Consider the following 24,377-nt stretch of genomic DNA (forward strand, 5'->3'; position numbering starts at 1 on the left):
AATGAAGCTCGATAAACCCTCACATACGGCCACTTCTGAAGAATGTGCAGCCAAAGTCATGGAAACCATTCCATTAGTGATGCGGTTTATCAGGAAGGAGATGCGAGCGCATAACGCCGGGTTTTTGTCAATTCCCCAGTTGCGATCGCTGGCATTTATCAACCGCAATCCTGGTGGTTCATTATCTGGTTTAGCAGAACATCTTGGTGTCACCTCAGCCACAGCTTCCGCAACCATAGAACGGCTAGTACAGCGCAACTTAGTACAACGCGAACATCATCCCCAAGAGCGACGGCGGATAGTTCTCAACTTAACTGACGAGGGTAAGTATCATCTTCAGCAATCCCTCAATCATACTCGCGCTCAAATTGCTGACATTCTCAATAATTTGTCAGCCGAGGAATATTCTCAGATTGAACAAGGGTTAACCTTCTTAAAAAATGTCTTCGATCAAACGGAAATTAACTCCTAACAGCAATCAGGCTGAAAAACACGATCCCTTTGCGGCGTTAAGATTTCGAGACTATAGATTATTTACCATTGGGCGGTTACTGTTATTTATCGGCGCTCAAATGCAAACAGTCGCCATCGGCTGGGAACTGTATGAACGGACTGATTCAGCCTTGGCTTTAGGTGGTGTGGGACTCGCTCAAGTCTTACCGATTATTGCCCTCACCTTAGTTGCGGGAGATTTAGCCGATCGCCGCGATCGCAAAATCACTGTTTTATCTTCAGTTATCTTACTCGCTCTCTGTTCCCTGACTTTAGCAGTGCTTTCCTATACTAAGGGCGCAGTATTTTTAATTTATGCCTGCTTAGTGTTATCTGGAATTGCCAGGGCATTTCTCAAGCCGGCGGGTGATGCTTTGATGTGGCAGTTAATACCTGTGAGTGCTTTTACCAATGCTGCCACTTGGAATAGTAGTAGCTTTCAGTTAGCCGCAGTAATTGGCCCCGCCTTGGGTGGCTTTGGCATTGCTTTGTTAGGAAGTGCGACAGGGGTATATATATTAGCGGCGATCGCTGCTTTTTTATGTTTCTGTCTCACAGCCACAATTAAAGAGCAAAAAAATATTCGCACCAAAGAACCACTTTCTTTACAAGCACTCTCCGCCGGCGTGAAATTTCTCTGGGAGAATCAGTTGATTTTAGCCGCCATTACCTTAGATATGTTTGCGGTGTTATTTGGTGGTGCGATCGCCCTACTGCCAATTTTTGCCAAAGATATTTTGCGCGTCGGGCCAGTAGAATTAGGCTACCTGCAAGCCGCCCCTTCCATCGGCGCATTAATTATGGCTGTGAGTTTAGCCTATCTACCCCCATTACGCAAAGCCGGGCCGGCCTTACTTTGGTCAGTTGTTGGCTTTGGCGTGGTTACAATTATTTTTGGTCTATCCCGTTGGTTTTGGCTATCTATACTTATGTTGGTGTTGAGCGGTGCGTTAGATAGCATTAGTGTAGTAATTCGCCATACTTTAGTTCAAATTAAAACACCCGATCATTTACGTGGTCGAGTAGCGGCAATTAATAGCGTGTTTATCAGTGCTTCTAACGAGTTGGGTGGTTTTGAATCTGGTTTAGCGGCTGCCATATTTGGCCCGATTGCGGCGGTGGTGGGCGGTGGTGTTGGCACAATTTTAGTAGTGCTGGCAGTCGCTAAGATTTGGCCTGGTATGGTTAAACTTGGGTCATTGGAAGAATTAGATTAAAGTCTAAATAGCGTTACTTAAATTGACATCATCTAAATCTGCTCCTGTTATAGCAATCCTACGTGATTTGTAAAAATTGAAAGGCTCAAATCCCAGACTTCTTTGAGAAGTCGGGGATATTGTTGTTCAAAAGTGATTTAGGACTGCGATAAATCAGCATTATTTAATTCTATTCCACTCAAATCCACTCCTTCGAGGCATAAATCTCGAAGATTTTCATGATGAATTTGTTTTTATCCTGCGGCTGATTTTCCTAATAGTGTCCCAGCATTGAATACTAAGCAATTCTCCTCTCTCCGCGCCCTCTGCACCTCTGTGGTACCCTACCCTTCGGGAATTTGCGTCTACGTTAAATCCCTAGCCTGGGACGTATACCATAATGCCTATAGCGCCAATAATCGCGCAGAATACGGTCATGATCAAAACATAAATTAGTCGGTACAAGCCAAGACTCAAAAACACCTATACCCTTGGCATCATCTCCCGCCTTTGGTTCTCCCGTAGCTGTAGCCAAAAATACTATGCTAATCGTATGCTGACGGGGGTCGCGGCTGGGGTCAGAATACACCAAAAATTGTTCAATCAACTCAACCTTTAAACTAGTTTCTTCTTCAGCTTCTCGCTTGGCTGCGACTTCTACCGATTCACCATAGTCAACAAAACCACCGGGAATTGCCCAACCAAAAGGGGAATTAAGCCTTTCAATTAACACTATTGGCCGATGTGGTTGGTCAATTAATTCAATGATGATATCAACCGTTGGCGCGGGGTTGCGGTAACTCATAGTCAAGATTCAATAGTCAATGGTCAATAGATCACTAAGTCATAACACATAACAAATGACTAAGGATACAAGACCAGAGCTTCCTTTTCTGTGGTAAATTCAATGCGATCGCCCAGCGTATCCTCCAGACTTATACTTGAAATTACATAAATATGCCTTTTCCTAGATCAAGTGGCATTTTGCTGCACCCTACTTCTTTACCCAGCCGATTTGGTATTGGTGATTTAGGTTTAGCAGCCTACAAGTTTATTGATTTTCTCCGCGAGAGTTACCAGCAATATTGGCAAGTTTTACCTTTGGGGCCGACTGGTTACGGTAACTCTCCTTATGCGGCTTATTCTGCAATGGCGGGTAATCCTTTCCTCATCAGTCCCGAAAAACTCCAAGAACAAGGTTTACTCGCTGAAGCAGACTTTGCGAATCTGCCAGAATTTAACAATTCTCAGGTAGACTACGACAAAGTAATTGCCTTTAAAACCCAACTGCTCAAAATAGCCTGCAAAAATTTTCAAAGCCAAGCAACGCCTCTACAACAAACTGAATTTGCAGGTTTCTGTGACAGTAAAGCTTATTGGTTAGATGATTATGCTTTATTCATGGCGCTAAAAGATGCCCATGAGGGTACAAGTTGGCATACTTGGGAACCAGAACTAGTCAAGCGCGAACCAGCAGCACTTGAGCAAGCAAAGCAGCAGTTAAGTGCAGAGATTTTTTATTATAAATTCATCCAATTTGAGTTTTTCCGTGAATGGTCAGAACTCAAAGCCTATGCCAATATGAGTGGCATTCAAATTATTGGCGATATTCCGATTTATGTCGCCCAAGATAGTGCTGATGTCTGGTCGCATCCTGAAATTTTTTGTTTAGATGAGGAAACCAGAGAACCAAAATTAATGGCAGGAGTTCCACCAGATTACTTTAGTGCTACTGGTCAATTGTGGGGAAACCCGGTTTACGACTGGGAAGAATTACAAAACCAAAACTTTAAGTGGTGGATAGGTCGCTTTGAAGCGATGCTGGATTATCTCGATGTGATTCGCATTGACCACTTTCGCGGATTTGAAGCTTATTGGGCTGTTCCCCAAGGGGAAGAAACTGCAATTAATGGCGAGTGGGTGAAAGCACCGGGAGATGAATTGTTTGCTGCTATTAAGGAAGCTTTGGGTAAGTTACCTGTATTAGCTGAAGATTTGGGCGTAATTACCCCAGAAGTAGAAGCACTACGCGATAAATATGAATTTCCGGGAATGAAGGTATTGCAGTTTGCTTTTGGTTCTGATCCCGGTAATCCCTTTTTACCATTCAACTACTCGCGGAATTTCGTAGTTTATACCGGAACCCATGACAACGATACCAGCGTTGGCTGGTTCGATAAAGCAAATGATTACGAAAAGCGTAACTTCCTACTTTATTTAGGTTGTATCAGTCCTGAAGGTGTGCATTGGGATATTATTCGCTTGGCTTTTAGTTCTGTCGCCAATCAAGCAATTATTCCCTTGCAGGATGTTTTAGGCTTAGGAACCGACGCGCGGATGAATTTCCCCAGTGTGGCTGAAGGTAATTGGGGCTGGCGCTATCATACAGAAGCACTGACTCAAGAATTAAGCGATCGCTTAAAAACTCTCACCCAATTATACGGCCGCGCCCCACAACCAAGATAAGGGAACTTGGACAGGGGTAGGAAGCAAGGGAAACAGGACTTACGCACCAAGATTGTCTGTGGAGATTGGGTTTAGGGGTGAAAGGGTATGGGAGGGTTTTCAAAACCTACAGCCCTACACCTGACCCAAACATTGATTTTTCGTCTCATTGCGTAAGTCCTGTGTAATTAAGATTGGGGCTTGGCGGCGGCAATTTTCACTTCTTCTGCTTTCCCCGGTTCTCCCATTTGTCTAGCTTCTTGCTGATTCACACTCATCATCACACCTCCAGCATTATCGGTTTTGACGGTGAGTTGCTCTTGGGCTTTCCAAACCCGATGGCTTCCCTCTGGTAAAACTCCTTCAAACTCGGTTTTACCATCAGCCACTACCCGAATCCAAGAAGCGGCTTTTAAGGTGACACCAATCTGTACAGTTTGATTTTCTTGATTGTTGCTGACAGACTCGGCGGCTGTATTTTCTGGTTTAGAATTAGGCGCGGGCTGGGAAACAGTTTCTGGTTGTGAGTTATTATCAGCACTCAATTCTGCACCGTTTAATACTTTAGACAAACTGCTGACAGAGCAAATAATTACAAATATGTACAGCAAGTAAAGATGAACTGGCCGTAATAGTTTCAGTGACCGATTCACAGGCGCAACCGCCGTGGGAGTAGCTGGGATCACAGTTACAGGAAAAGCCTTCGCAAATTCTGTCCCGTTAAAACCTAGTGCGTCAGCATATTGACGAATAAATCCTTGAATGTAAACTGGTTCTGGTAAGTCTTCGAGATTACCTTCTTCAATCGCCTGCAACAACCGCCGCGAAATTTTGGTAATCACCACCATTTCTTCTAGAGATAAACTTTTTTCTTGACGCGCCGCCCAAAGTTGAGCGCCCATTTCTTTCAGCTTTTCGGCACGTTGTTGTTCTAGAGTTAGGGTTGGTTGCTCATTGTTTTTGCTTTTAACCTTAAACCACTTCATGATTTAACTTTACTCCTTCCCTCAGCTGAGTCTTTAATAGTTCTGCCCTTAATGCTGTTGTGCAGAAAACGAATTTCTGCATCACTCAAATACCGATATTGACCTTCACATAAAAAGGTTTGTTTTGGCTGTTTTAATTGAATTGTGCCTATAGCAGTTCGATGTAATTTAATGACTGGATGTCCCAAAATCTCGGCTACGCGCCGAATTTGGCGATTTCTACCCTCCTTTAAAACGATTTCTAAACAACTGTTTTCCGCAGAACTTTCTATAAAATTTACTTGAGCAGGCAGCGTTTTTCTTCCATCTAACATCACACCTTGAGACCACTTTTCGATTATTGCTGGCGAAGGATGACCTTTGACTACAACTCGATAAGTTTTTGGAATACTATGGCGTGGATGAGTGAGTCCAAAGGTTAATTCTCCATCATTGGTGAGAATTAATGCGCCTGTAGATTCTGCATCTAAACGCCCAACAGGATGAATCCCTAAACCTGCACGTAACTTTTTAGGTAATAAATCCAAAACAGTCTTTCTGCCTTGGGGATCGGCGCAAGTTGAAACTACTCCTGGTGGTTTGTTGAGCAGCAGATAAATTAAGGGGGGACGTTCTGCGGCAGAAATTAACTTGCCATCAATGGCGATCGCATCTTCTTGGGTGTTAACTTTTTGACCTAAATTTGCGACTACTCCATTTACCTGCACACGCGACTGCCGAATCATTTCTTCCGCTTCTCGCCGTGAGGCAATACCTAACTGTGATAGTGCTTTTTGTAATCTGACCTCCATGTTGAAATTACTTATACTTTATTCAACCTTTAAATAATAATCATATTTGCATTTTGTCCTGAATCGCCATAGATGTTAAATTTAAGGCTTGTTTCAGTTTAGTTAGTTGATGAGCTAAAATTCATCAACACAATAGTTCCATGCCTGAAAATAATTCCCAAGCAAAGGGTGCAAATAAAATACGAATTATCACCAATGTCCTCACTACAGCGATCAAACTCTGGTTAAGGTCGCAAGTGAGTCATGTGTCTCAGTTAGAGGTGGATATTCAAGCGAGCGATCGCCAACTTCTCTCAGGTCGTATTCCTTGGGTTTCTATTGCTGCAAGCGATGCAGTCTATCAAGGCCTCCATATTACACGAATTCAACTCGTTGCGGAGAACATTCAAATCAACATAGGCGCAGTACTGAAGGGCCAGCCCTTGCGACTGTTGGCAACAGTACCAGTGGTTGGCGAACTGATCGTAGATGAGAAAGACCTCAACAGTTCTGTCTCATCAGAACTATTATCTACTGCTTTAAATGAAGTACTGGTTCAACTTGTACCAGAACACTGCCTAAAATCCAAGCAAATGGCTTGGGAAAAAATTATTTTGGAGAATCATCGAATAATTCTGGGTGCTATCCTAACACGTCCCAGCGACAATATACCTCTGGAAATATCTTTAAATTTAGATTTATTTGGTAATCAAGAATTACGGTTATCACAGATTAAAGTGATAGAAAATGGTTCGCCTTTAACTTTAAGTAACGAAAATTACAATTTAGATTTAGGTTCTGATGTCGAAATTCAAGAACTAAAACTGATCCCCGCTCAATTGGTGTGTCGCGGAAAAATTAATGTGAATCCGTGAGAAGTTGGAAGTGTGAAGACAAGGGGGACAAGGAAGACAAGGGGACAAGGAGGACAAGGGAGAAAAGCACAAAAGATTATTGACTCCTGACTTCTGACTTGTATCAAAATACAGTTCATATCAGCTACTGTTCCCTGTTCCCTGTTACTTAATCAACGGCAATAACAATGTGACGAAGTAGTAAACTAACGGGGCTGTAAAAATATAGCTGTCGGTGCGGTCTAAAATGCCGCCATGACCGGGGATCAGTTGTCCAGAGTCCTTTACCCCAGCATCGCGCTTCAGCATAGATTCTGTTAAATCGCCCAATAGACTAGCAATGCCAATTAGTAAACCCAAAGCTATACCTGTAAACAAAAATTGGGGTAACTGAAGATAATAGCAGCCTGCGATCGCCACAGCCACACTACCAGCAATGCCAAATACTGCGCCTTCTACAGTTTTTTTCGGACTAATATCTGACAAACGAGTTTTACCAAAGAATTTGCCAAACACATAAGCGCCAATATCTGCCGCCCAAATACATAAAAACGCCAATATAGTAAATGTAAACCCTGGTGGTATAGCAGCTAAATTGTTTGGGTCTAAAATCTCAGCCCAAGAATTAGGCCAGTAACCGTTGAGAGGAATATTACTCACGGCTGCACTGCCAATTCCCCGTAGTCTTACCCAATAGCTTGACAGATAAGCTACATAAAATAGTCCCATAATCGAAGCGGAAACATCAGCGATCGTCGCCATTTTGGGCTGAAATAGCAAGTAAAAACAAATCACAGTCCCACCCAGAGGTAATACTGCATCTGCTAAACTGCCATCGACTGTACAGATAATTAGCAAGACTTGGCTGACAAAGATAGTGGTTTTTGCTGCCGGGACAATGCCTCTAGCCTGCACTAAATTAAAATATTCCAGTTGCCCTAAAAAGATGCTGACAGCAATCGCAACAGTGAAGTACCAACCTCCTAATAGGGTAGCTACCAAAGCAAGGGCGATCGCAATAATTCCGCTAATAATTCGAGACCAAGGCATAAAAGAAAAGTATGAAGTGTGTAGACGCGCTTTGCGCGGCTTCCCGTAGGGTAGTATGAAGTGTGTAGACGCGCTTTGCGCGGATTGCCGCAGGCTAGTGTTAATTTCAGACTTCAGCCTTCACACTTCATCCTTGAGATTTAGTCTAGTTTCTCACCACTGAGGATAAAAATGGGATCAACGGCGGTAAAAATTTGAGAAAAGCCTTTTGTCTCTAAACGATTGACGGCAGACTGAACAACTTCAATATTCACTGCGCGTAACTGAGAAAAGCTTTGAGAGATAGCATACAGACTTTCTAGATTACCAGCTGTCGCCACGACGCGGCCTGATGATGGCAAATAATCCCAGACAGTTTTTAAAATATCCTGAATGTGTCTTCCGCCTTCGATGCAAACCCTGTGAGGTGCTGTCTGAATTTCATGTAAACATTCTGGGGCGCTACCTTCTATGACCTCCACATTTTTGACCTCAAAGCGATCGCAGTTACGCTTAATTAAATTCGCCACTTCTTCATCTCGTTCTACAGCAATAATCTTGCCCTGGGGACACAGTAGCCCAATTTCTACGGGGATCGTCCCTGTACCTGCACCGATATCCCAAAATACAGAGTCAGGTTTGAGGCGTAGTTGAGCAATCAACAACAGTCGCACTTCTCGTTGAGTAAAGGGAATTCCCGGCAAATGCTCAAATAATTCGTCGGGAATGCCGGGTGTAACGTAAGGCCAATGTTGGGTAGGCATATTAAAGATATATTTATACTAAAGATACTCGCTTGTTAAATTTAGACAAGTTACAGACCATCGAAAGTTTGACAACGTAGCATCATCAGCAATTATGATAACTGAGCAAATATTAGGCGGTCGCTACGAAATTCAACAGCAATTAGGCAAAAAGGCAGGGCGACGGACTTTTGTTGCTCGTGATTTAACAACTCAAGAATTAGTCATCATTAAGTTACTCTCATTTAATAGTGACTTTGAATGGGATGATCTCAAGTTATTTGAGCGTGAAGCCGAAACATTAAAATCTTTATCACATCCTGCTATCCCTCGGTATTTAGACTATTTTGAGGTAAATTCACCAACTATCAAAGGCTTTGCTCTCGTACAAACTTATATCCCGTCCCAAACTTTAGAGCAGTGTTTACAATCGGGGCGGAGTTTTACAGAAGTTGAAGTTAAACAGATAGCCACGGCAGTTTTAGAAATTTTGATTTATCTACATGGTTTAAATCCACCTGTGATCCACCGTGATCTTAAGCCTAGCAATATTTTATTGGGCGATCGCTCTGGTAATAGTGTCGGTCAAGTCTATTTAGTTGATTTTGGTTCGGTGCAAACAGTCTTGGCTACTGAAGGGGGAACGCGGACTGTAGTTGGTACTTACGGTTATATGCCACCAGAACAATTTGGTGGACGCACAGTACCTGCATCTGATTTATACAGTTTAGGCGCAACTTTAATTTATTTAGTTACAGGTACTCACCCGGCTGATTTACCCCAAAAAGATTTACAAATTCAATTTGATCATGCTGTTCATCTGAGTTCGGGTTTGAAGCAGTGGCTACAGTGGATGACTGAACCGAGTTTAGACAGGCGGTTGAGTAATGCAAATGCAGCCTTAGCAGCTTTGGAACATCCACAACTTTTACAAAAACTCCAACCAGCAGAAATTAACTTGTCAGACTGGATTAGAGGTCATTGGTATTGGGATGGAAATAATTGGGTTTCTAATAATCTAGACGTTGGCATTTCCAAACCTGCTGGCAGCAAAATTCAACTCACAAAAAATGGGGATGCGCTAGAAATTACAATTCCGTCAAAGGGTTTTGATATATCGACCTTATATGGAGCTGGATTTGCGATCGCGTGGCATTCTTTTCTTTTATTTTGGACTATTACCGTTATTGTTTCAGCTTTTCCGGTTGGTATTCTCTTTGCGCTCTTCTCCCTACCTTTTTGGAGTGGTGGCTTGGCAATGATTTGGGGCATACTATTTGATTTATTTGGCAGTCTACGATTACGAATAAATAACAACCAATTTAGCTTAAAGCGGCATTTGTTTGGCTTTACATTTAATCGCCCACACGCCTCGCCCAGAGACAAAATCAACCATTTAGTTTACATTCCTGAGCATTTTACGAAAAATCAAGAAGGTATTCGCAAGCTAGTTCCAGCACAACTGGATATTTGGGTTGGTAGAGAAAAATACTGCCTTGGTGGTTACACAGATATAACTTTATCAGCAGCAGAAATAGAATGGTTAGTTTATGAATTAAGCTATTGGTCAGGTATCCCCATTACCCAAGACGGGTGAGAGAAAAAAGGTGTGGGGAGTGTGGAGGGTAATTTTTTGGATACTTAGCTAGAAATCCCACACAAAATTTCGTTCACCCACCCAAGACTAGGCAAGATTGTTTTAGAAGTAGCTCGTACAACATCGGTTTATAGTTGACTACAGAAGCTTGAGAGAGGAAACTTGTATGTTTGGACTGGGATGGCCAGAGGTGGGTATCATTGCCATAGTCGCGCTGCTGATTTTTGGCCCGAAAAAAATTCCCGAACTGGGAAATGCACTGGGCAAGACTCTACGGGGTTTTAAAGAAGAATTGAATAATCCCAATGATGAAAAGAATTCGGAAAAAGAAGAGGAATAAGGTATAGGTTACAGGTTATATAGGAATCCGATTTGATTTCTGAATCTAGTTATGTAGGTAGGGAGTAGGGAATGGGGAGTAGGGAGTAGGAAAGACGGCTGATCTAGGTGTACTGATTTTTTTCATAAATCAAATATGAGTCCTATACCATTTCACTTTAAAAATGATACAGACATGAAAGCAGCGCCTCGACTTCGCTCGGCGACCGGAATCAGAGTTGCAGAGGAAGTGATTTGTATCAGTAATTTCGTGAATTGGTATTACAGGCTGGTTTTGATTGCTAAACAGCCCTGACGCTGTTGAGGTGAAAATATAAAGGCGCGAAAATTTCGCGCCTTTACTAATGAAAAATCCTAAATTGTATTTACAGCAGGGTACAGGTGAGTGAGGGACAAATTTTCAGAAAAAAGCGTATATTAAAGAACTTTTAACCTGATACCTGTTCCCTGCTATAAAAGTGTGTTGATCACCGAGGAAGGTGACACCCCATTTTGACTTTCTGTAGCGTTTGTGGGAGTGTTTTGTAGAGGCACTTCTTCTTTAACTAGACCACGCACTTTAATTAACTTGATGGCGCGGCTGACGCTCTCTGGCAAAATTACCACCAGGCCGTTTTCTGGAGCCATATCCAAACCTTTGTTAATAGCTTGGGTTTCGTCCATAACAACTTCGCAACGGGCATCGGGTTTAACTTGTGTAATTCCCTTCATAATCAGTTGCGAAGCTGATCCCCGTGGTCTACCGCGTGTGTCATCATCTTCTTTAACGATGATGTAGTCGAAAATATCGGCGGCTAGTTTACCTAAAGTCACAAAGTCTTCGTCGCGGCGATCGCCAGGGCCACCAACTACGCCAATTCGCTGTCCTGTGTTCCAATTACGCACAAATGCACCAACCGCTTCGTAACTGGCTGGGTTGTGAGCATAATCTACTAAGGCGTGGAATGTTCCTAAATTAAATAGGTTCATTCTGCCAGGGGTTTGACTCACGGATGCACGGAATGTCCTTAAGCCAGCGCGAATTTGTTCAATGGTGACGTTCTGTACAAAGGCTGCCAAACTCGCGGCTAAGGCGTTGGCAATCATAAATGGTGCGCGTCCACCCATTGTCAACGGAATTTGTTCAGCCCTTTCGATGCGGTGTGTCCAATCGCCCTTGACAATTGAGAGATAGCCGTTTTCGTAAACTGCGGCGACTCCTCCCTGTTGAATGTGCTTGCGGACTAATTCTGAGTCCGGGTTCATGGTGAAGTAGGCAATATTCGCCTTGGTTTTTTCGGACATTGCCGCCACACGGCGATCGTCAGCATTAAGTACAGCATAGCCATCAGGGTATATGGCTTCGGCGACTACACTCTTGAGGTTGGCTAATTGATCGATGGTATCAATATCACCTATACCTAAGTGATCGGCAGCAACATTCAGCACGATACCGACATTTGCAGCTTCAAACCCTAACCCGGAACGTAAGATGCCACCACGGGCGCTTTCTAATACAGCTACTTCTACAGTTGGGTCTTGCAGAATCAAGTGGGCGCTTTGGGGGCCTGTGTTGTCTCCGGCTTCGACCAAGTAATCCCCGATATAAGTTCCATCTGTAGTTGTGTAACCTACTACCTTACCCGTTTGTTTATAAATATGTGCCAGCAGTCGGGTAGTGGTAGTTTTACCATTTGTACCTGTGATGCTGAGGAGGGGAATCCGGCTGGATTGTTCGTTGGGGAACAGCATATCCATCACTGCGCCAGCAACATTGCGGGGAATCCCCGAACTGGGGGCAACGTGCATCCGAAAACCGGGAGCCGCGTTGACTTCCACAATGACTCCATCAACTTCGCGCAAAGGGCGGCTAATATCTGTGGTGACGATATCTAAGCCAGCGATATCTAAACCGATGGTCTTCACAACCCTTTGAGCAATCCAAATGTTTTCTGGGTGGATTTCGTCAGTCCGGTCTACAGCAATCCCACCTGTACTGAGGTTAGCAGTTGCCCGCAGGTAACAAATTGTACCTTTGGGTAATATGCTGTTGAGGGTATAACCTTGGCGTTCTAGCAGTTGGTAGCTAGTGCGGTCAAGTTCAATCTTGGTGAGAACTTTGTCGTGTCCATCGCCACGATTGGGGTCTTTGTTGGTTTCTTCAATTAATTCAGCGATCGTATATCTACCATCACCAACGACATGAGCAGGTACACGTTCTGCTACGGCCACTACTTTGCCATCTACCACAAGTACCCGATGGTCGCGCCCAACGTAATACCGCTCAACAATGATTGACCGGGAAACTTGTCTAGCTGCTTCGTAGGCTGCTTCTGCTTCTTCCCAGTTTCTAATATCAATGGTGATGCCGCGTCCATGATTGCCGTCTAGTGGCTTAATCACGATGGGATAGCCACCAACATATTCAATCGCTTCTTCCAAATCATCCAAAAAGTTAATCACAGTACCTCTAGGTACTGGGACACCAGCTGCTGCTAAGATGCGCTTTGTCGCTTCCTTATCACAAGCTAGTTCTACTCCCAGGATGCCGGTTTTATCTGTCATTGTGGCTTGCATTCGCTTTTGGTTCACGCCATAACCTAGCTGAATCAAAAAGCGTGCGCTTAGCTGCATCCAGGGAATGCCTCTTTTTTCTGCTTCTTTAACAATTGCTTCTGTAGAGGGGCCTAAAGAAGCGTCACGCCAAAAGTCTTTCAGGTCTTGGATATCTTGTTCTAATTCCGCCTTGGGATAGCGGCCGCGATCAACAATGCTTTGACACAGCCTGACTGCGGCTCTGCCTGCATAGCGTCCCGCTTCTTCGTTCAGGTATTCGATGACTACCTGATAAACGCCAGGAGTAGAAGTTTCACGGGTGCGACCAAAGCCGACGTGCATTCCGGCTAGTTCTTGGAGTTCTAAAGCTACGTGTTCCACAATGTGGCCCATCATAGTACCTTCTCGTACCCGCATTAGAAAACCACCATGACAGCCAGGCGAACAATAATGACCCTCCAGACTTGGCAGCGCCTCAACTAATCCTTCATAAAATCCAGGGATTTCATTTGAGGGCGTCTCGGCAAGGTTCTCTAAATCGAGGCGCATGACGATCAGTTTGTGGCGTCGAATGCTCCAGTAGTTTGGGCCGCGTAAGGTCTGGATCTTGAGGATTCTCATGGGAATAGGTAGATGGAGATTCGGAACCAAAATTCTAGTTTCTTACTGGATTTGATCGCTAAACTGTTCATAGTAAACAGTTTTTTCTGTTTACATGGTATTCTGTGGATTTTTTCTACTGCCATAAATAAACAGATGATCAACTCACTGTAACCTCGGATACTCTATCCCGTCAGCTGGAGATCCGGTGTACCGCCGGCAATACAGTCCTTTGGTACAGGTGAAAGCGATCGCCATAGCTGAGGATATGCAGACGTAAGTTATGCAACGTCAATGGTTCATTTGCACCAACGTGAGGTTCATTGGTGTGGGTAAGTTCAGTGGGGTCAACAATGGTCACACTGCCTTTGCCCATAACTTGTAACCAACCATCGCGTTCAAATACAGCACAGGTATCTTCATCGATACCAATTCCCAGTCGGTCTGGATGAGAGGCGATCGCACTCAGCAGACGACCTATACGATTACGGTTGTGGAAGTGTTGGTCAACAATCACTTCGGGGATAAATCCCAAACCCGTCGCCATATCGACTAAAGAGCGATTGGGTGTTTCACCACTACCACCACCAGCAATCATGTGATGCCCCATAACGGCTGCACCAGCACTAGTGCCTGCTAAGGTTAACTGTCCCCCTCTCACCCTCTGACGGATAATTTCCATCGCTGGTGTATCTGCCAACACGCCACAAAGGCGCAATTGGTCTCCTCCTGTCAGAAATACCCCGCTACACGCCTCTAGAGATGCCTTTACCTGGGAGGATTCACATTGTTCCCGCTCACGAATATCTAAAATTTCAACTTTTTCAGCACCCATCTCCTCAAAAATGCGAATATACCGACCACCGATAATAGCGGGTTCGCGGGAGGCTGATGGAACAATTGTAATATAAGCCTTATTAGCACCGGCACGGCCGAAAAAAGTTCTTAGGATTTCGCGCCCATGAACTTTATCTTCAGCGCCTCCGATGACCATAACAGCGGTTTTAGTTGCTTGGGGTGTCCTCATTTCCAGCGATTTAGCTTTTAATTGCTGCATTTTGTCTCTCCTGTCAACAACTTCAGGAACCATTGCGTTGGACGGGGTTCCCGGCTGATAGCAAATGGCGTGAACCATTAATTGGGACGGGTTTCCCGGCTTGTAGCGAATGGCGTGTGAATTTAACAAGGTTCAGTATCCATTTTGCTTTCTTAAGAGGACACTTTTTGGAAGTTGCAAGGGGCAATTTCTGCCAACTTGGCTTCTTGCTTGAGGCACATAAAGTTGTAATTTTTTATGTGTCTCTTGCCTTTCTTCAAAGCCAGCGCCTTGTTGTTTCCCTGTCCACAGTTCCAGACTGGCAGAATATTGTTTAGGAGCTAGGGTTCCGGGGAGAATTGGGGAACTCAGTTTCCTTTCTGGGATTGGGTGTGAGCAGGTCTGAACACGCTGTTTTGCGGTCTGGCTCGATAAATCCTGGAAGTTGTTAACTTTGGTCAGATTATTAATTTAAATGTAGTTGTGACAATATTTAAACATAAATTAAGTAATTAGAAAAACTTTGGTTGCCACTAAAAATCAATAGTTCTAGTACTTTTAGATACTATTGATTAAGCTTATCTGTAGTTGTAACCTACATTTGCTTGTTGTGTTTACTAGACATTCAACTTTAAGATTAGTGTTCTTGAATACGAATTACTGTGCGCTTTGATATAGTTACACTTTTTCCTGATTGTTTTACCTCAGTTCTCAGTTCTGGGCTGTTGGGTAAAGCTTTAGCCAAACAAATTGCCCAAGTTAATTTAGTCAATCCCAGAGACTTTACCAATGACAAACACCGCAAGGTAGATGATGAACCCTACGGGGGTGGGGTGGGAATGCTGATGAAACCAGAACCAATTTTTGGTGCGGTGGAGTCCCTACCCTGTTTACCTCGCCGAGAAATAATTTTGATGAGTCCCCAAGGTCAAACCATCGACCAACCTCTGTTGCGGGAGTTGGCGACGAATTATGACCAGTTGATTGTCATCTGTGGTCATTATGAAGGGGTAGATGAGCGAGTACAGAATTTAGTGACGCGGGAAGTGTCTTTAGGAGATTTTATTCTCACAGGGGGCGAAATTCCGGCAATGGCGCTAATTAATGGGGTGGTGCGCTTATTACCGGGAACTGTGGGTAAGGTAGAGTCGCTGAAATCTGAAAGTTTTGAAGAAGGATTGCTAGATTATCCCCAGTATACTCGTCCGGCGAATTTTCGCGGCTGGAAAGTGCCAGATGTCTTACTTTCTGGGAATCATGCTGCGATCGCTCGTTGGCGTTATGAACAACAAATTAAACGCACTGGCGATCGTCGTCCCGATTTACTGGAAAAATGGCAAGAGGAGAAGCAGCAGGGGAGCAGCACCTCGGCTCCGCTCGGCGACCGGGAGCAGGGAGCAGGGGAGAATAATTGTTGACGATTGACCAAGGACAAATGACTAATGACTAATATCAGAATTGGTAACGGCTACGATATTCACAGATTGGTGAGCGATCGCGCTTTAATTTTAGGTGGCATTCAAATTCCCCACGAACTCGGTTTACTCGGACATAGTGACGCGGATGTGTTAACACACGCCATTATGGATGCTATGTTAGGGGCTTTATCCTTGGGCGATATTGGCCATTACTTTCCCCCCAGTGATCCCCAATGGGCAGGGGCAGATAGTTTGATACTTTTAACTCAAGTACATCAGCTCATTAAAGACCAAGGTTGGCAAATAGGTAACATTGACTCAGTAGTGGTTGCTGAACGCCCAAAATTAAAACCGCATATCGAGACAATGCGGAGTAAACTTGCCACTGTTTTAGAACTGCAACCCAATCAAATTGGCATCAAAGCTACCACCAATGAAAAACTCGGCCCAGTAGGACGAGAAGAAGGTATTTGTGCTTATGCTGTAGTCTTACTCATCGCTACTGATTAATTTAATTTACTATCTGACTATGGCGACTCTAGAAGTAAACCAGATATTATTCAGTGCAACAGTAAATCTTCTTGCATCTCAAAACTATGCAAATCTTTAATCATAACTTGTCTAGCATTAAACGTTCTTGGATACTGATAATTTTATCTGCATTTACAGCAATAACCCTTGCAGCTTGTAACCCTAGTAACTTTAAAAGTTCGGCGGCACAGATACCACAAGTAGTAAGTAGTATTCTGAGTGATCCCAAAACATTTAATTTTCCTTTGAGTCAAGAATTTCCCAATATTTTTGGCTTGACTTATGAAGGCTTGGTTGATCAAAATCCTATTACGGGAAAAGTTGAGCCGAAGTTAGCAGAATCTTGGCAAATTTCTGAAGATAAATTGAAGTTTATTTTTACTCTGCGTCAAGATTTAAAATGGTCTGATGGTCAACCACTTACAGTGGATGATGTTGTATTCACATATAACAATATTTATTTTAATGAGGCAATTCCCACAGATGTGAGAGATTCTTTTAGGATTGGCGTTAGTCGCAAGTTGCCTACTGTCAGTAAAATAGATGAACGGCGGATAGAATTTGCTTTACCAGAACCATTTAGACCGTTTTTATTAAATACAGGCACTCCCATATTACCTGCCCACGCTTTGCAAAAGTATGTCCAGGAAAAAGATAGTGAAGGAAAACCGATATTTTTGTCTAAGTGGGGTGTAGATACTCCACCAGAAGAAATTATTGTTAATGGCCCTTTCAAGTTAGAGCGATATGATACTAGCCAGCGTGTTGTATTTCGGCGCAATCCTTATTATTGGCGTAAAGATGCTCAAGGAAAATCCCAGCCTTATATTGAACGTTTAGTTTGGCAAATTGTCGAAAATACAGACACAGCTTTGTTGCAGTTTCGCTCTGGCGGCTTAGATACCATAGGTATTTCACCTGATTACTTTTCTTTGTTAAAAGTGCAAGAAAAACAAGGAAATTTCACGGTTTATGGTAATGAACCTGGAACTGGTACTAACTTTGTTCTGTTTAATTTAAATAAAGGTAAAAGAAATGGCAAGCCACTGGTAGACCCAATCAAATCACGTTGGTTTAATACAGTGGAATTTCGGCAGGCGGTTGCTTATGCAATTGACCGCCAAACAATGATTAATAATACTTTTCGTGGATTGGGAAAACCACAAAACTCCCCAGTGACAGTCCAGAGTCCTTATTATCTTTCGCCGGAAGAAGGGCTAAAAACTTACAATTATAATCCCGAACAATCAAAGCAATTATTGATCAAAGCTGGATTTAAATATAATGAACAAGGTCAATTATTAGATGCTGAAGGTAATCGGGTTCGCTTCACTTTGCTGACAAATTCTGGGAATAAAATCCGGGAAGCAATTGGGGCGCAGATTAAACGAGATTTGGCTAAAATCGGGATGCAGGTTGATTTTACCCCGATCGCCTGGAATACTTATACAGATAAACTCTCTAATACCCTCGACTGGGAAGCTTCTTTACTCGGTTTAACAGGCGGTTTAGAGCCAAATGATGGGTCTAATGTTTGGTCTCCTGAAGGTGGGTTGCACATGTTTAACCAAAAACCCCAGCCAGGACAAAAACCCATTGAAGGCTGGGAGGCTTCCCCTTGGGAAATCGAAATTGGCAAACTTTACATCCAAGCAGCCCAAGAATTTGATGAGGCAAAAGTTAAACAAATTTATGCCAAAACTCAACAAATTACTCAGGAAAATTTGCCTTTTATTTATTTAGTCAACCCCTTAGCGATGACAGCAGTACGCAATCGCTTTGAAGGGATTAATTATTCTGCCTTGAGTGGTGCATTCTGGAACATTTACGAAATCAAAATTACAAAGTAGTTAAAGCAGAAAATGAGCGTCGTGACTATGTACTATGGACTATGGACAAATGACCAATGACAAATGACAAATGATCAGAATTTGCGATCGCTCCTAGAAGAAGTCGCAAATGGTAAAGTTACCCCAGATATAGCCTTCAATTCTCTGAAAAACTTAGCCTATGAACCTGTAGGTGAGTTTGCCAAAATCGATAACCATCGCGCCCTCAGAACGGGTTTCCCGGAAGTGATTTGGGGGCCTGGTAAAACTCCTGAACAAATTATTCGCATTATTGAAGTGATGCGCCAACGTAACCCAGTGGTGATGGCGACTCGCATTGAACCATCGGTTTACGCAGTACTCCAATCAAAAGTCCGGGGTTTGCAATATTTCGAGTTAGCCAGAATTTGCGCCATTACTCCCGAAATTATCGAACCTCAGTTTCCGGGGGAAATTGGTATTCTCTCGGCTGGAACTGCTGACTTACCTGTGGCGGAAGAAGCAGCCATCACAGCAGAACTGTCTGGGTTTCGCGTCCAGCGTCTTTGGGATGTGGGAGTTGCAGGTATTCACCGCTTGCTGAGTAACCGTCATTTGATTGAGTCGGCATCAGTATTAATTGTTGTTGCGGGGATGGAAGGGGCTTTACCTAGTGTGGTAGCAGGTTTAGCCAATTGTCCTGTGATTGCTGTACCTACTAGTATTGGCTATGGTGCCAGTTTTGGCGGTTTAGCACCTTTGCTGACGATGCTAAACTCTTGTGCTGCTGGTGTTGGTGTAGTGAATATTGATAATGGTTTTGGCGCAGCAGTATTAGCGGGGCAAATTTTGCGAACGGCGGCGAAGTTGAGGCAAAAAGAGGAGTCCCTATAAAATAGGAATTTCTCTTTACAAAATTTCAGACTTCAGACTTCACACTTCATACTTCATTAAAATACTCAAAGAGATTTTTAAGCAACCAAAGATAATCTATAAATGACAAGCTCTACAGATATTGCAACCTTAGCGAAATGGATGGCGGCTGATTTTAGCAACCAAGCCCAGGCTTTTGAAAATCCGCCATTTTATGCACATATCCGCGTGTGTATGCGTCCCTTACCATTGGACTTGTTATCAGGGGTCAGTTTTTTTGTAGAACAAGCTTATGACTATCTGTTGAATGACCCTTATCGCTTGCGGGTGTTAAAGTTGTTGAACGTAGGCGATCGCATCCACATCGAAAACTACACTGTTAAACAAGAAGAAAAATTCTACGGTGCATCCCGTAACTTAGAACGCCTCAAAACCATCACAGCCAATGACTTAGAGAAATTATCAGGCTGTAACATGATAGTCGAATGGACAGGTAACAGCTTTAAAGGTTATGTAGAACCAGGAAAAGGCTGTATTGTGTTCCGTAAAGGTCAAAAAACTTACCTAGACAGTGAATTTGAAATTGACGACGAAAAATTCATCAGCCTAGACAGAGGACGCGACTTAGAAACTGATGAACATATCTGGGGTTCCGTCGCTGGGCCATTTTACTTCGTGCGGTGGGCGAGTTTTGCTGATGAAGTTAAGTGCTGAGTGCTGAGTGGGAAGTTAGAGGGACAAGGTAGATAGGGGGGACAAGATATTGACTTTTAACTTTTGACTTTTAACTTATCTAGTATCCCGTTGCGGCTAACTCCAGTGGGTGAAAATAGGGAACTCTTTCTATTGATGTTTCCCAGACACCACTGGGGTATAGTTTTAGCAGCCGAAATCCTGGTGATTTTTCGTCAATGGCAAAAGTGGGACTATGAGAACGAAATTGAATACAAGTTGAGGGAGTTCCTAAATACCCGACGTTGCGGCGTTGGTGTTGGAATTGTTGATGAATATGACCGAATAAAACTAATTTAACTTGTGGGTAACGGTCAATCACTGCAAAAAATTCTTCAGGATTTTGCAGGCTACTGCTATCTAACCATAAAGAATTCATCAAAAAAGGCGGATGATGTAACGCTATTAATGTGGGTTTATCGCCTAGTTTGATTAATTCCGACTCTAACCAACTCAGAGTATTCGCAGAAAGATGACCATGTACATAGCCCGGTACAGCCGAGTTTAGTAAGATAAAATTCCAATGACCACGCTGAAAAGACTTGCGCCGCGAAATCATTTTCAGGTTAAGAATTTCATTCATTGCGATCGCACAGTCATGGTTTCCTGGTAGCCAGTAAGTAGGTATTTGTAGTTGATTGACTAAACTTTGCAGATGTTCATAAGACTCGGAAGTTCCATCCCCAGATAAATCTCCCGTCAACAGTAGTAAATCAATTTCGGATTTTAACTCCTGCAATTGTGCCAAAACTACCTTAAAAGACTCAATGGTAGGCATTCCCAGCAGTTGATGATTTTCTGAGGCAAACAGATGTATATCCGTTACCTGAGCAATTGATAGGGGAGGTAGATAATTTATCTTCACTGCTCACACTCTACTTGTATCTGTACCCTGATTTTCATTATCGGTAGAACACGCAACTTACCTTCAAGTAGCAAAACTAGCTTGATATTAAGTGCGTGCCTAATAATTATTTTGGCAACTAACCTTGTAAATTCAAAGCTTCTGCTCAAAATGAGTTAACAGTCTTTAAGTAATTGTTATACTCAAGTCTGTACATAAAAATACAATTTTAAACAAAAATTTTTTGCATCTACCCTAAGATAGAAAAAGTAACAAGACTTACGCACAGAGATTGGGTGCGGAATGTGGACTATAAGGTTAACTATTGATGTTTCGCGCAAAGGCGCAATGGCGCGAAACAAAAAACATCCCTCTCATCAGCCCTTAGTTTCTTCCTGTCTCTCGCAGACTTCCCGCCCGACAATCTCGTAACCAAGCTTTTATCCCTTGGGCGACTGTACCATTACTACTATCACGCGGTGGTGTTGGTGGTTGTTGATTCCTAGAAGCACCAGTTTGTGTCAACATCGTTACCAAATACCAGCCATTTTGATTTTGAGTCAAAAACAACCAATGAAATTCTTGTAATTCAATAGCTTTATTTTCTATATACTGTCGTTCTAAGGTGGTAAAAAATACCTGCTCGACTTTTGAGTTAGCACTTTTCTGCTCATTGAGATCATCACTAGCAGGATTTAGTGGTAAAGGTTGAAATTCTGGTCTACCGGCTAACAGCATATAGCTGAACAAATCATTACTTCTTGTTCGCCGACGAGCGCGTTGACTGGCACGATTACTATAACTAGGTAAATCGCGCAACAGTTGAGTAGTTAATGTTTCGAGATTTTTTTCTTTGCAAACAGAGTTTACATTTATCTCTGCGGCTTGAGAAAATGCAGTGTTATCAACAGTATGGGCAATTATTAGACAGAAAGTAGAAGTGATGAGGGGGAGTAGGGATGTAGGGGTGTAGGGAAAAGACTTTTTCATACTTTTGTGTAAGTAAACCTTATACCATTTTGGATTTTAGATTTTGCGAAAAGTTGCGTGGGCGGGTTCCCCGACTTGAGCAAACTTTTCAAGACAGATTTTGGATTGAGACAGGCTTTACTGGTAAGCTTTTGGGCAATTCATTTGTCGCAATCATTCTTCAATTTGGTATTAAATTTCAAGATGCGCGTTATATCAACGCCAAACACACCTAAAAAGATGGTGCGTTACGGCTAATTCTCACTGTCTTAAGTTCCAAAATTCTTGCATAGCCGTAACACACCCTACTTACTAGCCCCTAGCCTCCAGCCTCTAATTCAATTCCTCAGAAATTCGCTTCCAGGCTAACTCAGGATCAGGCGCAGCAGTGATGGGACGACCAATTACTAAATAGTTTGCACCAGCTTGCAGGGCTTGGGAAGGGGTGAGCGATCGCTTTTGATCTCCTTTATCAGCCCAACTTGGACGCACACCCGGACAAACGAATAAAAACTCATCCCCACAGGTTTGGCGCAATTGCGCCACTTCCTGGGGTGAACATACCGCCCCATCTAACCCTGACTCTTGCGCCATTAATGCCATTTCTAGGGCAAATTCGGGCAACTCTAGGGGAATTTTTAAATCAAACGCCAATTGTCGCGCTGAAATACTCGTCAGCAGCGTAATAGCAATTAATTTTGGTGGTTGCACACCTGCTTGGGTTGCGCCTGTTTGAGCTGCTTCTGTAGCGGCTTTGAGTGCATCCTTACCTGCGGTTGCATGAATTGTCAACAAATCTACCCCATACCGCGCCGCACTGCGACAAGCTCCAGCCACCGTATTAGGAATATCATGAAACTTTAAATCTAGAAAGATGCGCTTTTGCCGAGATTTTAAAATTTCTAAAATGCTCGGCCCAGTGCTGGTAAACAACTCTAACCCAACCTTCCAGAAACTAACTGATTCTAGCTTGTCAATTAGAGTGATCGCACCCTCCAAATCCGGCACATCCAAAGCCACTATGATTTTGTCATTAGTCATTGGTCATTTGTCCTTGGTTATTTCCCCCCACTCCCCACACTTCCCACACTTCCCACACTTCCCACACTCCCCACACTCCCCACACTCCCCACACTTCCCACACTTCCCACACTTCCCACACTTCCCCCACTCCCCACACTTCCTACACTTCCCACACTTCCCCCACTTCCCACACTCCCCACACTCCCCACACTTCCCCCTACTCCCAACTCCCCATTCCCTACTCCCTCAATTTACGGAACTAAACGCACAAACTTGTTCTTACCCACTTGCAATACTCGTCCGTGTAATTCACTAGGTTCTGTAAAAGTGGTATCAACATCGGTAATGCGATCGCCATCCAAGCGTACACCACCTTCTTGAATTTTCCGCCGTCCTTCGCCTGTACTTTTACACAAGCCACAAGCACCAAGTATAAAAGCCAACTTTGCCGGAAACTGAGGTACACCAGCAAGGGAAAATTCTGGAACAGCACCTTCCTTACCGCCACTTTTTGCTGCTTCTTTCGCTTCATTTGCAGCTTGTTCGCCGTGATATTGTTTAACTACTTCCCAAGCTAAAAGCATCTGGCGATCGCGCGGGTTTTCTGGCAATTTATCTAAAGGTAAATCTGTCAGCAGTTCAAAATACTGTGCCAGCAAATTATCAGGAACCCCTTGTAACTTCTGATATTTTTGTCCTGGGTGTTCCGACAACCCAACATAATTGCCCAGAGACTTCGACATTTTCTGTACGCCATCTGTACCAATTAAAATTGGTAACAGCACCCCAAATTGTGGCTTCTGTCCAAAATAACGTTGTAAATCTCGTCCTACAGCAATGTTAAACTTTTGGTCAGTTCCCCCAAGTTCTACATCAGCCTCAACAGCAACAGAATCATAGCCTTGCATCAACGGATAAAGGAACTCATGCAAGAAAATCGGATTCTCTTTTTTATAACGTTCAGCAAACCCTTCCTTGGCTAACATCTGTCCCACGGTCATCGTAGACAGTAACTCCAAAATCTTTCCTAAATTAAGCTGGGAAAGCCATTCGGAGTTATAACGCACCTCTAACCGTCCTGGTGTGTCAAAATCCAAAATAGGACGCACTTGGTCTAAGTAAGTCTGGGCATTTTGCGCCACATCAGCCTCTGTTAGCTGGCGACGCACCTCAGATTTCCCAGTCGGATCACCAATGCGAGCCGTAAAATCACCAATAATCAGGACTGCCGTATGACCAGCATCTTGAAACGCTCGCAGTTTTCTCACTGGTATGCTATGACCAAAGTGAATATCAGCACCCGTAGGGTCGATTCCCAATTTCACCCTCAAAGGTCTGTTACTATTTGCTAGACGCTGTTCTAAACTTTCAATTTCGCTATTAATATCAGTCGGTTGGGGGAATACTTCTACTATTCCACGATGCAGCCAAGAAAAATCTTGCGCCATAATAGGAGATTCGCTATTAACTAAACTTTTTATCTGAGAAGTTAGGTTGGTTACATTCACTGGCAACTTGTCCGTTTTTTCATCTGCCAAACTAATATAATTGCAAAAA

The 24,377-nt window shown here is 43.3% G+C and carries 23 protein-coding genes; 11 read left to right on the plus strand and 12 right to left on the minus strand.

What is annotated here, in order from left to right; genetic code table 11:
- Position 1: 1 nt before the first annotated feature.
- Both H6G79_RS05850 and H6G79_RS05855 read left to right on the plus strand, forming a co-directional pair.
- Positions 2 to 472, plus strand: a complete 471-nt coding sequence (locus H6G79_RS05850) for a MarR family winged helix-turn-helix transcriptional regulator (RefSeq protein ID WP_190591654.1) — start codon at positions 2 to 4, stop codon at positions 470 to 472.
- Positions 441 to 1,709 (plus strand): MFS transporter, encoded by a 1,269-nt coding sequence (locus tag H6G79_RS05855; RefSeq protein WP_190591655.1) that lies wholly within the window; start codon positions 441 to 443, stop codon positions 1,707 to 1,709. Before H6G79_RS05850 ends, H6G79_RS05855 begins: the two co-directional genes overlap by 32 nt.
- Positions 1,710 to 2,058: 349 nt before the next feature.
- Here the strand turns inward: H6G79_RS05855 and H6G79_RS05860 are convergent, their stop codons facing one another.
- A complete protein-coding gene (locus tag H6G79_RS05860; RefSeq protein WP_190591656.1) occupies positions 2,059 to 2,493 on the minus strand; it encodes an NUDIX hydrolase in 435 nt (144 codons plus the stop codon).
- Positions 2,494 to 2,645: 152 nt separating this feature from the next.
- Here H6G79_RS05860 and malQ point away from each other — a divergent pair, with 152 nt between their 5' ends.
- Complete coding sequence (malQ, locus tag H6G79_RS05865; RefSeq protein WP_190591657.1) at positions 2,646 to 4,154, plus strand: 4-alpha-glucanotransferase; 1,509 nt, start codon at positions 2,646 to 2,648, stop codon at positions 4,152 to 4,154.
- Positions 4,155 to 4,321: 167 nt separating this feature from the next.
- Here the strand turns inward: malQ and H6G79_RS05870 are convergent, their stop codons facing one another.
- Both H6G79_RS05870 and H6G79_RS05875 read right to left on the minus strand, forming a co-directional pair.
- Positions 4,322 to 5,119 (minus strand): RodZ domain-containing protein, encoded by a 798-nt coding sequence (locus H6G79_RS05870; protein ID WP_190591658.1) that lies wholly within the window; start codon positions 5,117 to 5,119, stop codon positions 4,322 to 4,324.
- Positions 5,116 to 5,910 (minus strand): pseudouridine synthase, encoded by a 795-nt coding sequence (locus H6G79_RS05875; RefSeq protein ID WP_190591659.1) that lies wholly within the window; start codon positions 5,908 to 5,910, stop codon positions 5,116 to 5,118. Before H6G79_RS05875 ends, H6G79_RS05870 begins: the two co-directional genes overlap by 4 nt.
- A gap of 140 nt (positions 5,911 to 6,050) precedes the next feature.
- Between H6G79_RS05875 and H6G79_RS05880 the strand changes: the two genes are divergently transcribed.
- Positions 6,051 to 6,764, plus strand: coding sequence for a DUF2993 domain-containing protein (locus tag H6G79_RS05880; protein WP_190591660.1), 714 nt, complete (start codon positions 6,051 to 6,053; stop codon positions 6,762 to 6,764).
- A gap of 144 nt (positions 6,765 to 6,908) precedes the next feature.
- On the opposite strand, the gene H6G79_RS05885 is transcribed toward H6G79_RS05880, so the two are convergent.
- Complete coding sequence (locus tag H6G79_RS05885; RefSeq protein ID WP_190591661.1) at positions 6,909 to 7,793, minus strand: phosphatidate cytidylyltransferase; 885 nt, start codon at positions 7,791 to 7,793, stop codon at positions 6,909 to 6,911.
- Positions 7,794 to 7,933: 140 nt separating this feature from the next.
- Entirely contained in the window at positions 7,934 to 8,536 is a 603-nt protein-coding gene (gene cbiT, locus H6G79_RS05890; RefSeq protein ID WP_190591662.1) for a precorrin-6Y C5,15-methyltransferase subunit CbiT, read from the minus strand.
- A 94-nt stretch (positions 8,537 to 8,630) separates the two neighbouring features.
- Between cbiT and H6G79_RS05895 the strand changes: the two genes are divergently transcribed.
- Positions 8,631 to 10,112, plus strand: a complete 1,482-nt coding sequence (locus tag H6G79_RS05895; RefSeq protein WP_190591663.1) for a serine/threonine-protein kinase — start codon at positions 8,631 to 8,633, stop codon at positions 10,110 to 10,112.
- Between the two features lie 166 nt (positions 10,113 to 10,278).
- Positions 10,279 to 10,452, plus strand: a complete 174-nt coding sequence (gene tatA / locus H6G79_RS05900; protein WP_190591664.1) for a twin-arginine translocase TatA/TatE family subunit — start codon at positions 10,279 to 10,281, stop codon at positions 10,450 to 10,452.
- A 449-nt stretch (positions 10,453 to 10,901) separates the two neighbouring features.
- Here the strand turns inward: tatA and cphA are convergent, their stop codons facing one another.
- Together cphA and H6G79_RS05910 are read right to left on the minus strand one after the other, a co-directional pair.
- Positions 10,902 to 13,607: a cyanophycin synthetase gene (cphA, locus tag H6G79_RS05905; RefSeq protein WP_190591665.1), complete on the minus strand. Its 2,706-nt coding sequence runs from the start codon at positions 13,605 to 13,607 to the stop codon at positions 10,902 to 10,904.
- Positions 13,608 to 13,779: 172 nt separating this feature from the next.
- Complete coding sequence (locus tag H6G79_RS05910) at positions 13,780 to 14,643, minus strand: cyanophycinase (RefSeq protein WP_190591683.1); 864 nt, start codon at positions 14,641 to 14,643, stop codon at positions 13,780 to 13,782.
- 641 nt (positions 14,644 to 15,284) lie between these two features.
- Here H6G79_RS05910 and trmD point away from each other — a divergent pair.
- From trmD to H6G79_RS05935, 5 genes are all read left to right on the plus strand, one after another.
- Positions 15,285 to 16,040 (plus strand): tRNA (guanosine(37)-N1)-methyltransferase TrmD, encoded by a 756-nt coding sequence (trmD, locus tag H6G79_RS05915; protein WP_190591666.1) that lies wholly within the window; start codon positions 15,285 to 15,287, stop codon positions 16,038 to 16,040.
- A 24-nt stretch (positions 16,041 to 16,064) separates the two neighbouring features.
- Positions 16,065 to 16,550, plus strand: coding sequence for a 2-C-methyl-D-erythritol 2,4-cyclodiphosphate synthase (gene ispF, locus H6G79_RS05920; RefSeq protein ID WP_190591667.1), 486 nt, complete (start codon positions 16,065 to 16,067; stop codon positions 16,548 to 16,550).
- Between the two features lie 86 nt (positions 16,551 to 16,636).
- A complete protein-coding gene (locus tag H6G79_RS05925) occupies positions 16,637 to 18,421 on the plus strand; it encodes an ABC transporter substrate-binding protein (RefSeq protein ID WP_190591668.1) in 1,785 nt (594 codons plus the stop codon).
- 63 nt (positions 18,422 to 18,484) lie between these two features.
- Positions 18,485 to 19,273 carry a nickel pincer cofactor biosynthesis protein LarB gene (larB, locus tag H6G79_RS05930; RefSeq protein WP_190591669.1) on the plus strand — a complete coding sequence of 263 codons (789 nt, stop codon included), beginning with the start codon at positions 18,485 to 18,487 and terminating at the stop codon, positions 19,271 to 19,273.
- A 102-nt stretch (positions 19,274 to 19,375) separates the two neighbouring features.
- On the plus strand, positions 19,376 to 19,966 hold the full coding sequence (locus tag H6G79_RS05935; protein WP_190591670.1) for a chromophore lyase CpcT/CpeT: 591 nt from the start codon (positions 19,376 to 19,378) through the stop codon (positions 19,964 to 19,966).
- 79 nt (positions 19,967 to 20,045) lie between these two features.
- Here H6G79_RS05935 and cpdA read toward each other — a convergent pair whose 3' ends face one another.
- From cpdA to tyrS, 5 genes are all read right to left on the minus strand, one after another.
- Positions 20,046 to 20,843 (minus strand): 3',5'-cyclic-AMP phosphodiesterase, encoded by a 798-nt coding sequence (gene cpdA, locus H6G79_RS05940; RefSeq protein WP_190591684.1) that lies wholly within the window; start codon positions 20,841 to 20,843, stop codon positions 20,046 to 20,048.
- Between the two features lie 369 nt (positions 20,844 to 21,212).
- Positions 21,213 to 21,818 (minus strand): hypothetical protein, encoded by a 606-nt coding sequence (locus tag H6G79_RS05945; protein ID WP_190591671.1) that lies wholly within the window; start codon positions 21,816 to 21,818, stop codon positions 21,213 to 21,215.
- Positions 21,819 to 22,130: 312 nt separating this feature from the next.
- Positions 22,131 to 22,838: an orotidine-5'-phosphate decarboxylase gene (gene pyrF / locus H6G79_RS05950; protein WP_190591672.1), complete on the minus strand. Its 708-nt coding sequence runs from the start codon at positions 22,836 to 22,838 to the stop codon at positions 22,131 to 22,133.
- Between the two features lie 17 nt (positions 22,839 to 22,855).
- Entirely contained in the window at positions 22,856 to 23,029 is a 174-nt protein-coding gene (locus H6G79_RS05955; protein WP_242048203.1) for a hypothetical protein, read from the minus strand.
- A 42-nt stretch (positions 23,030 to 23,071) separates the two neighbouring features.
- Entirely contained in the window at positions 23,072 to 24,268 is a 1,197-nt protein-coding gene (gene tyrS / locus H6G79_RS05960) for a tyrosine--tRNA ligase (RefSeq protein WP_190591685.1), read from the minus strand.
- Positions 24,269 to 24,377: the final 109 nt, after the last annotated feature.

Origin of the sequence: Anabaena sp. FACHB-83 (assembly GCF_014697485.1) — a bacterium.
GTDB lineage: Bacteria > Cyanobacteriota > Cyanobacteriia > Cyanobacteriales > Nostocaceae > Nostoc_B.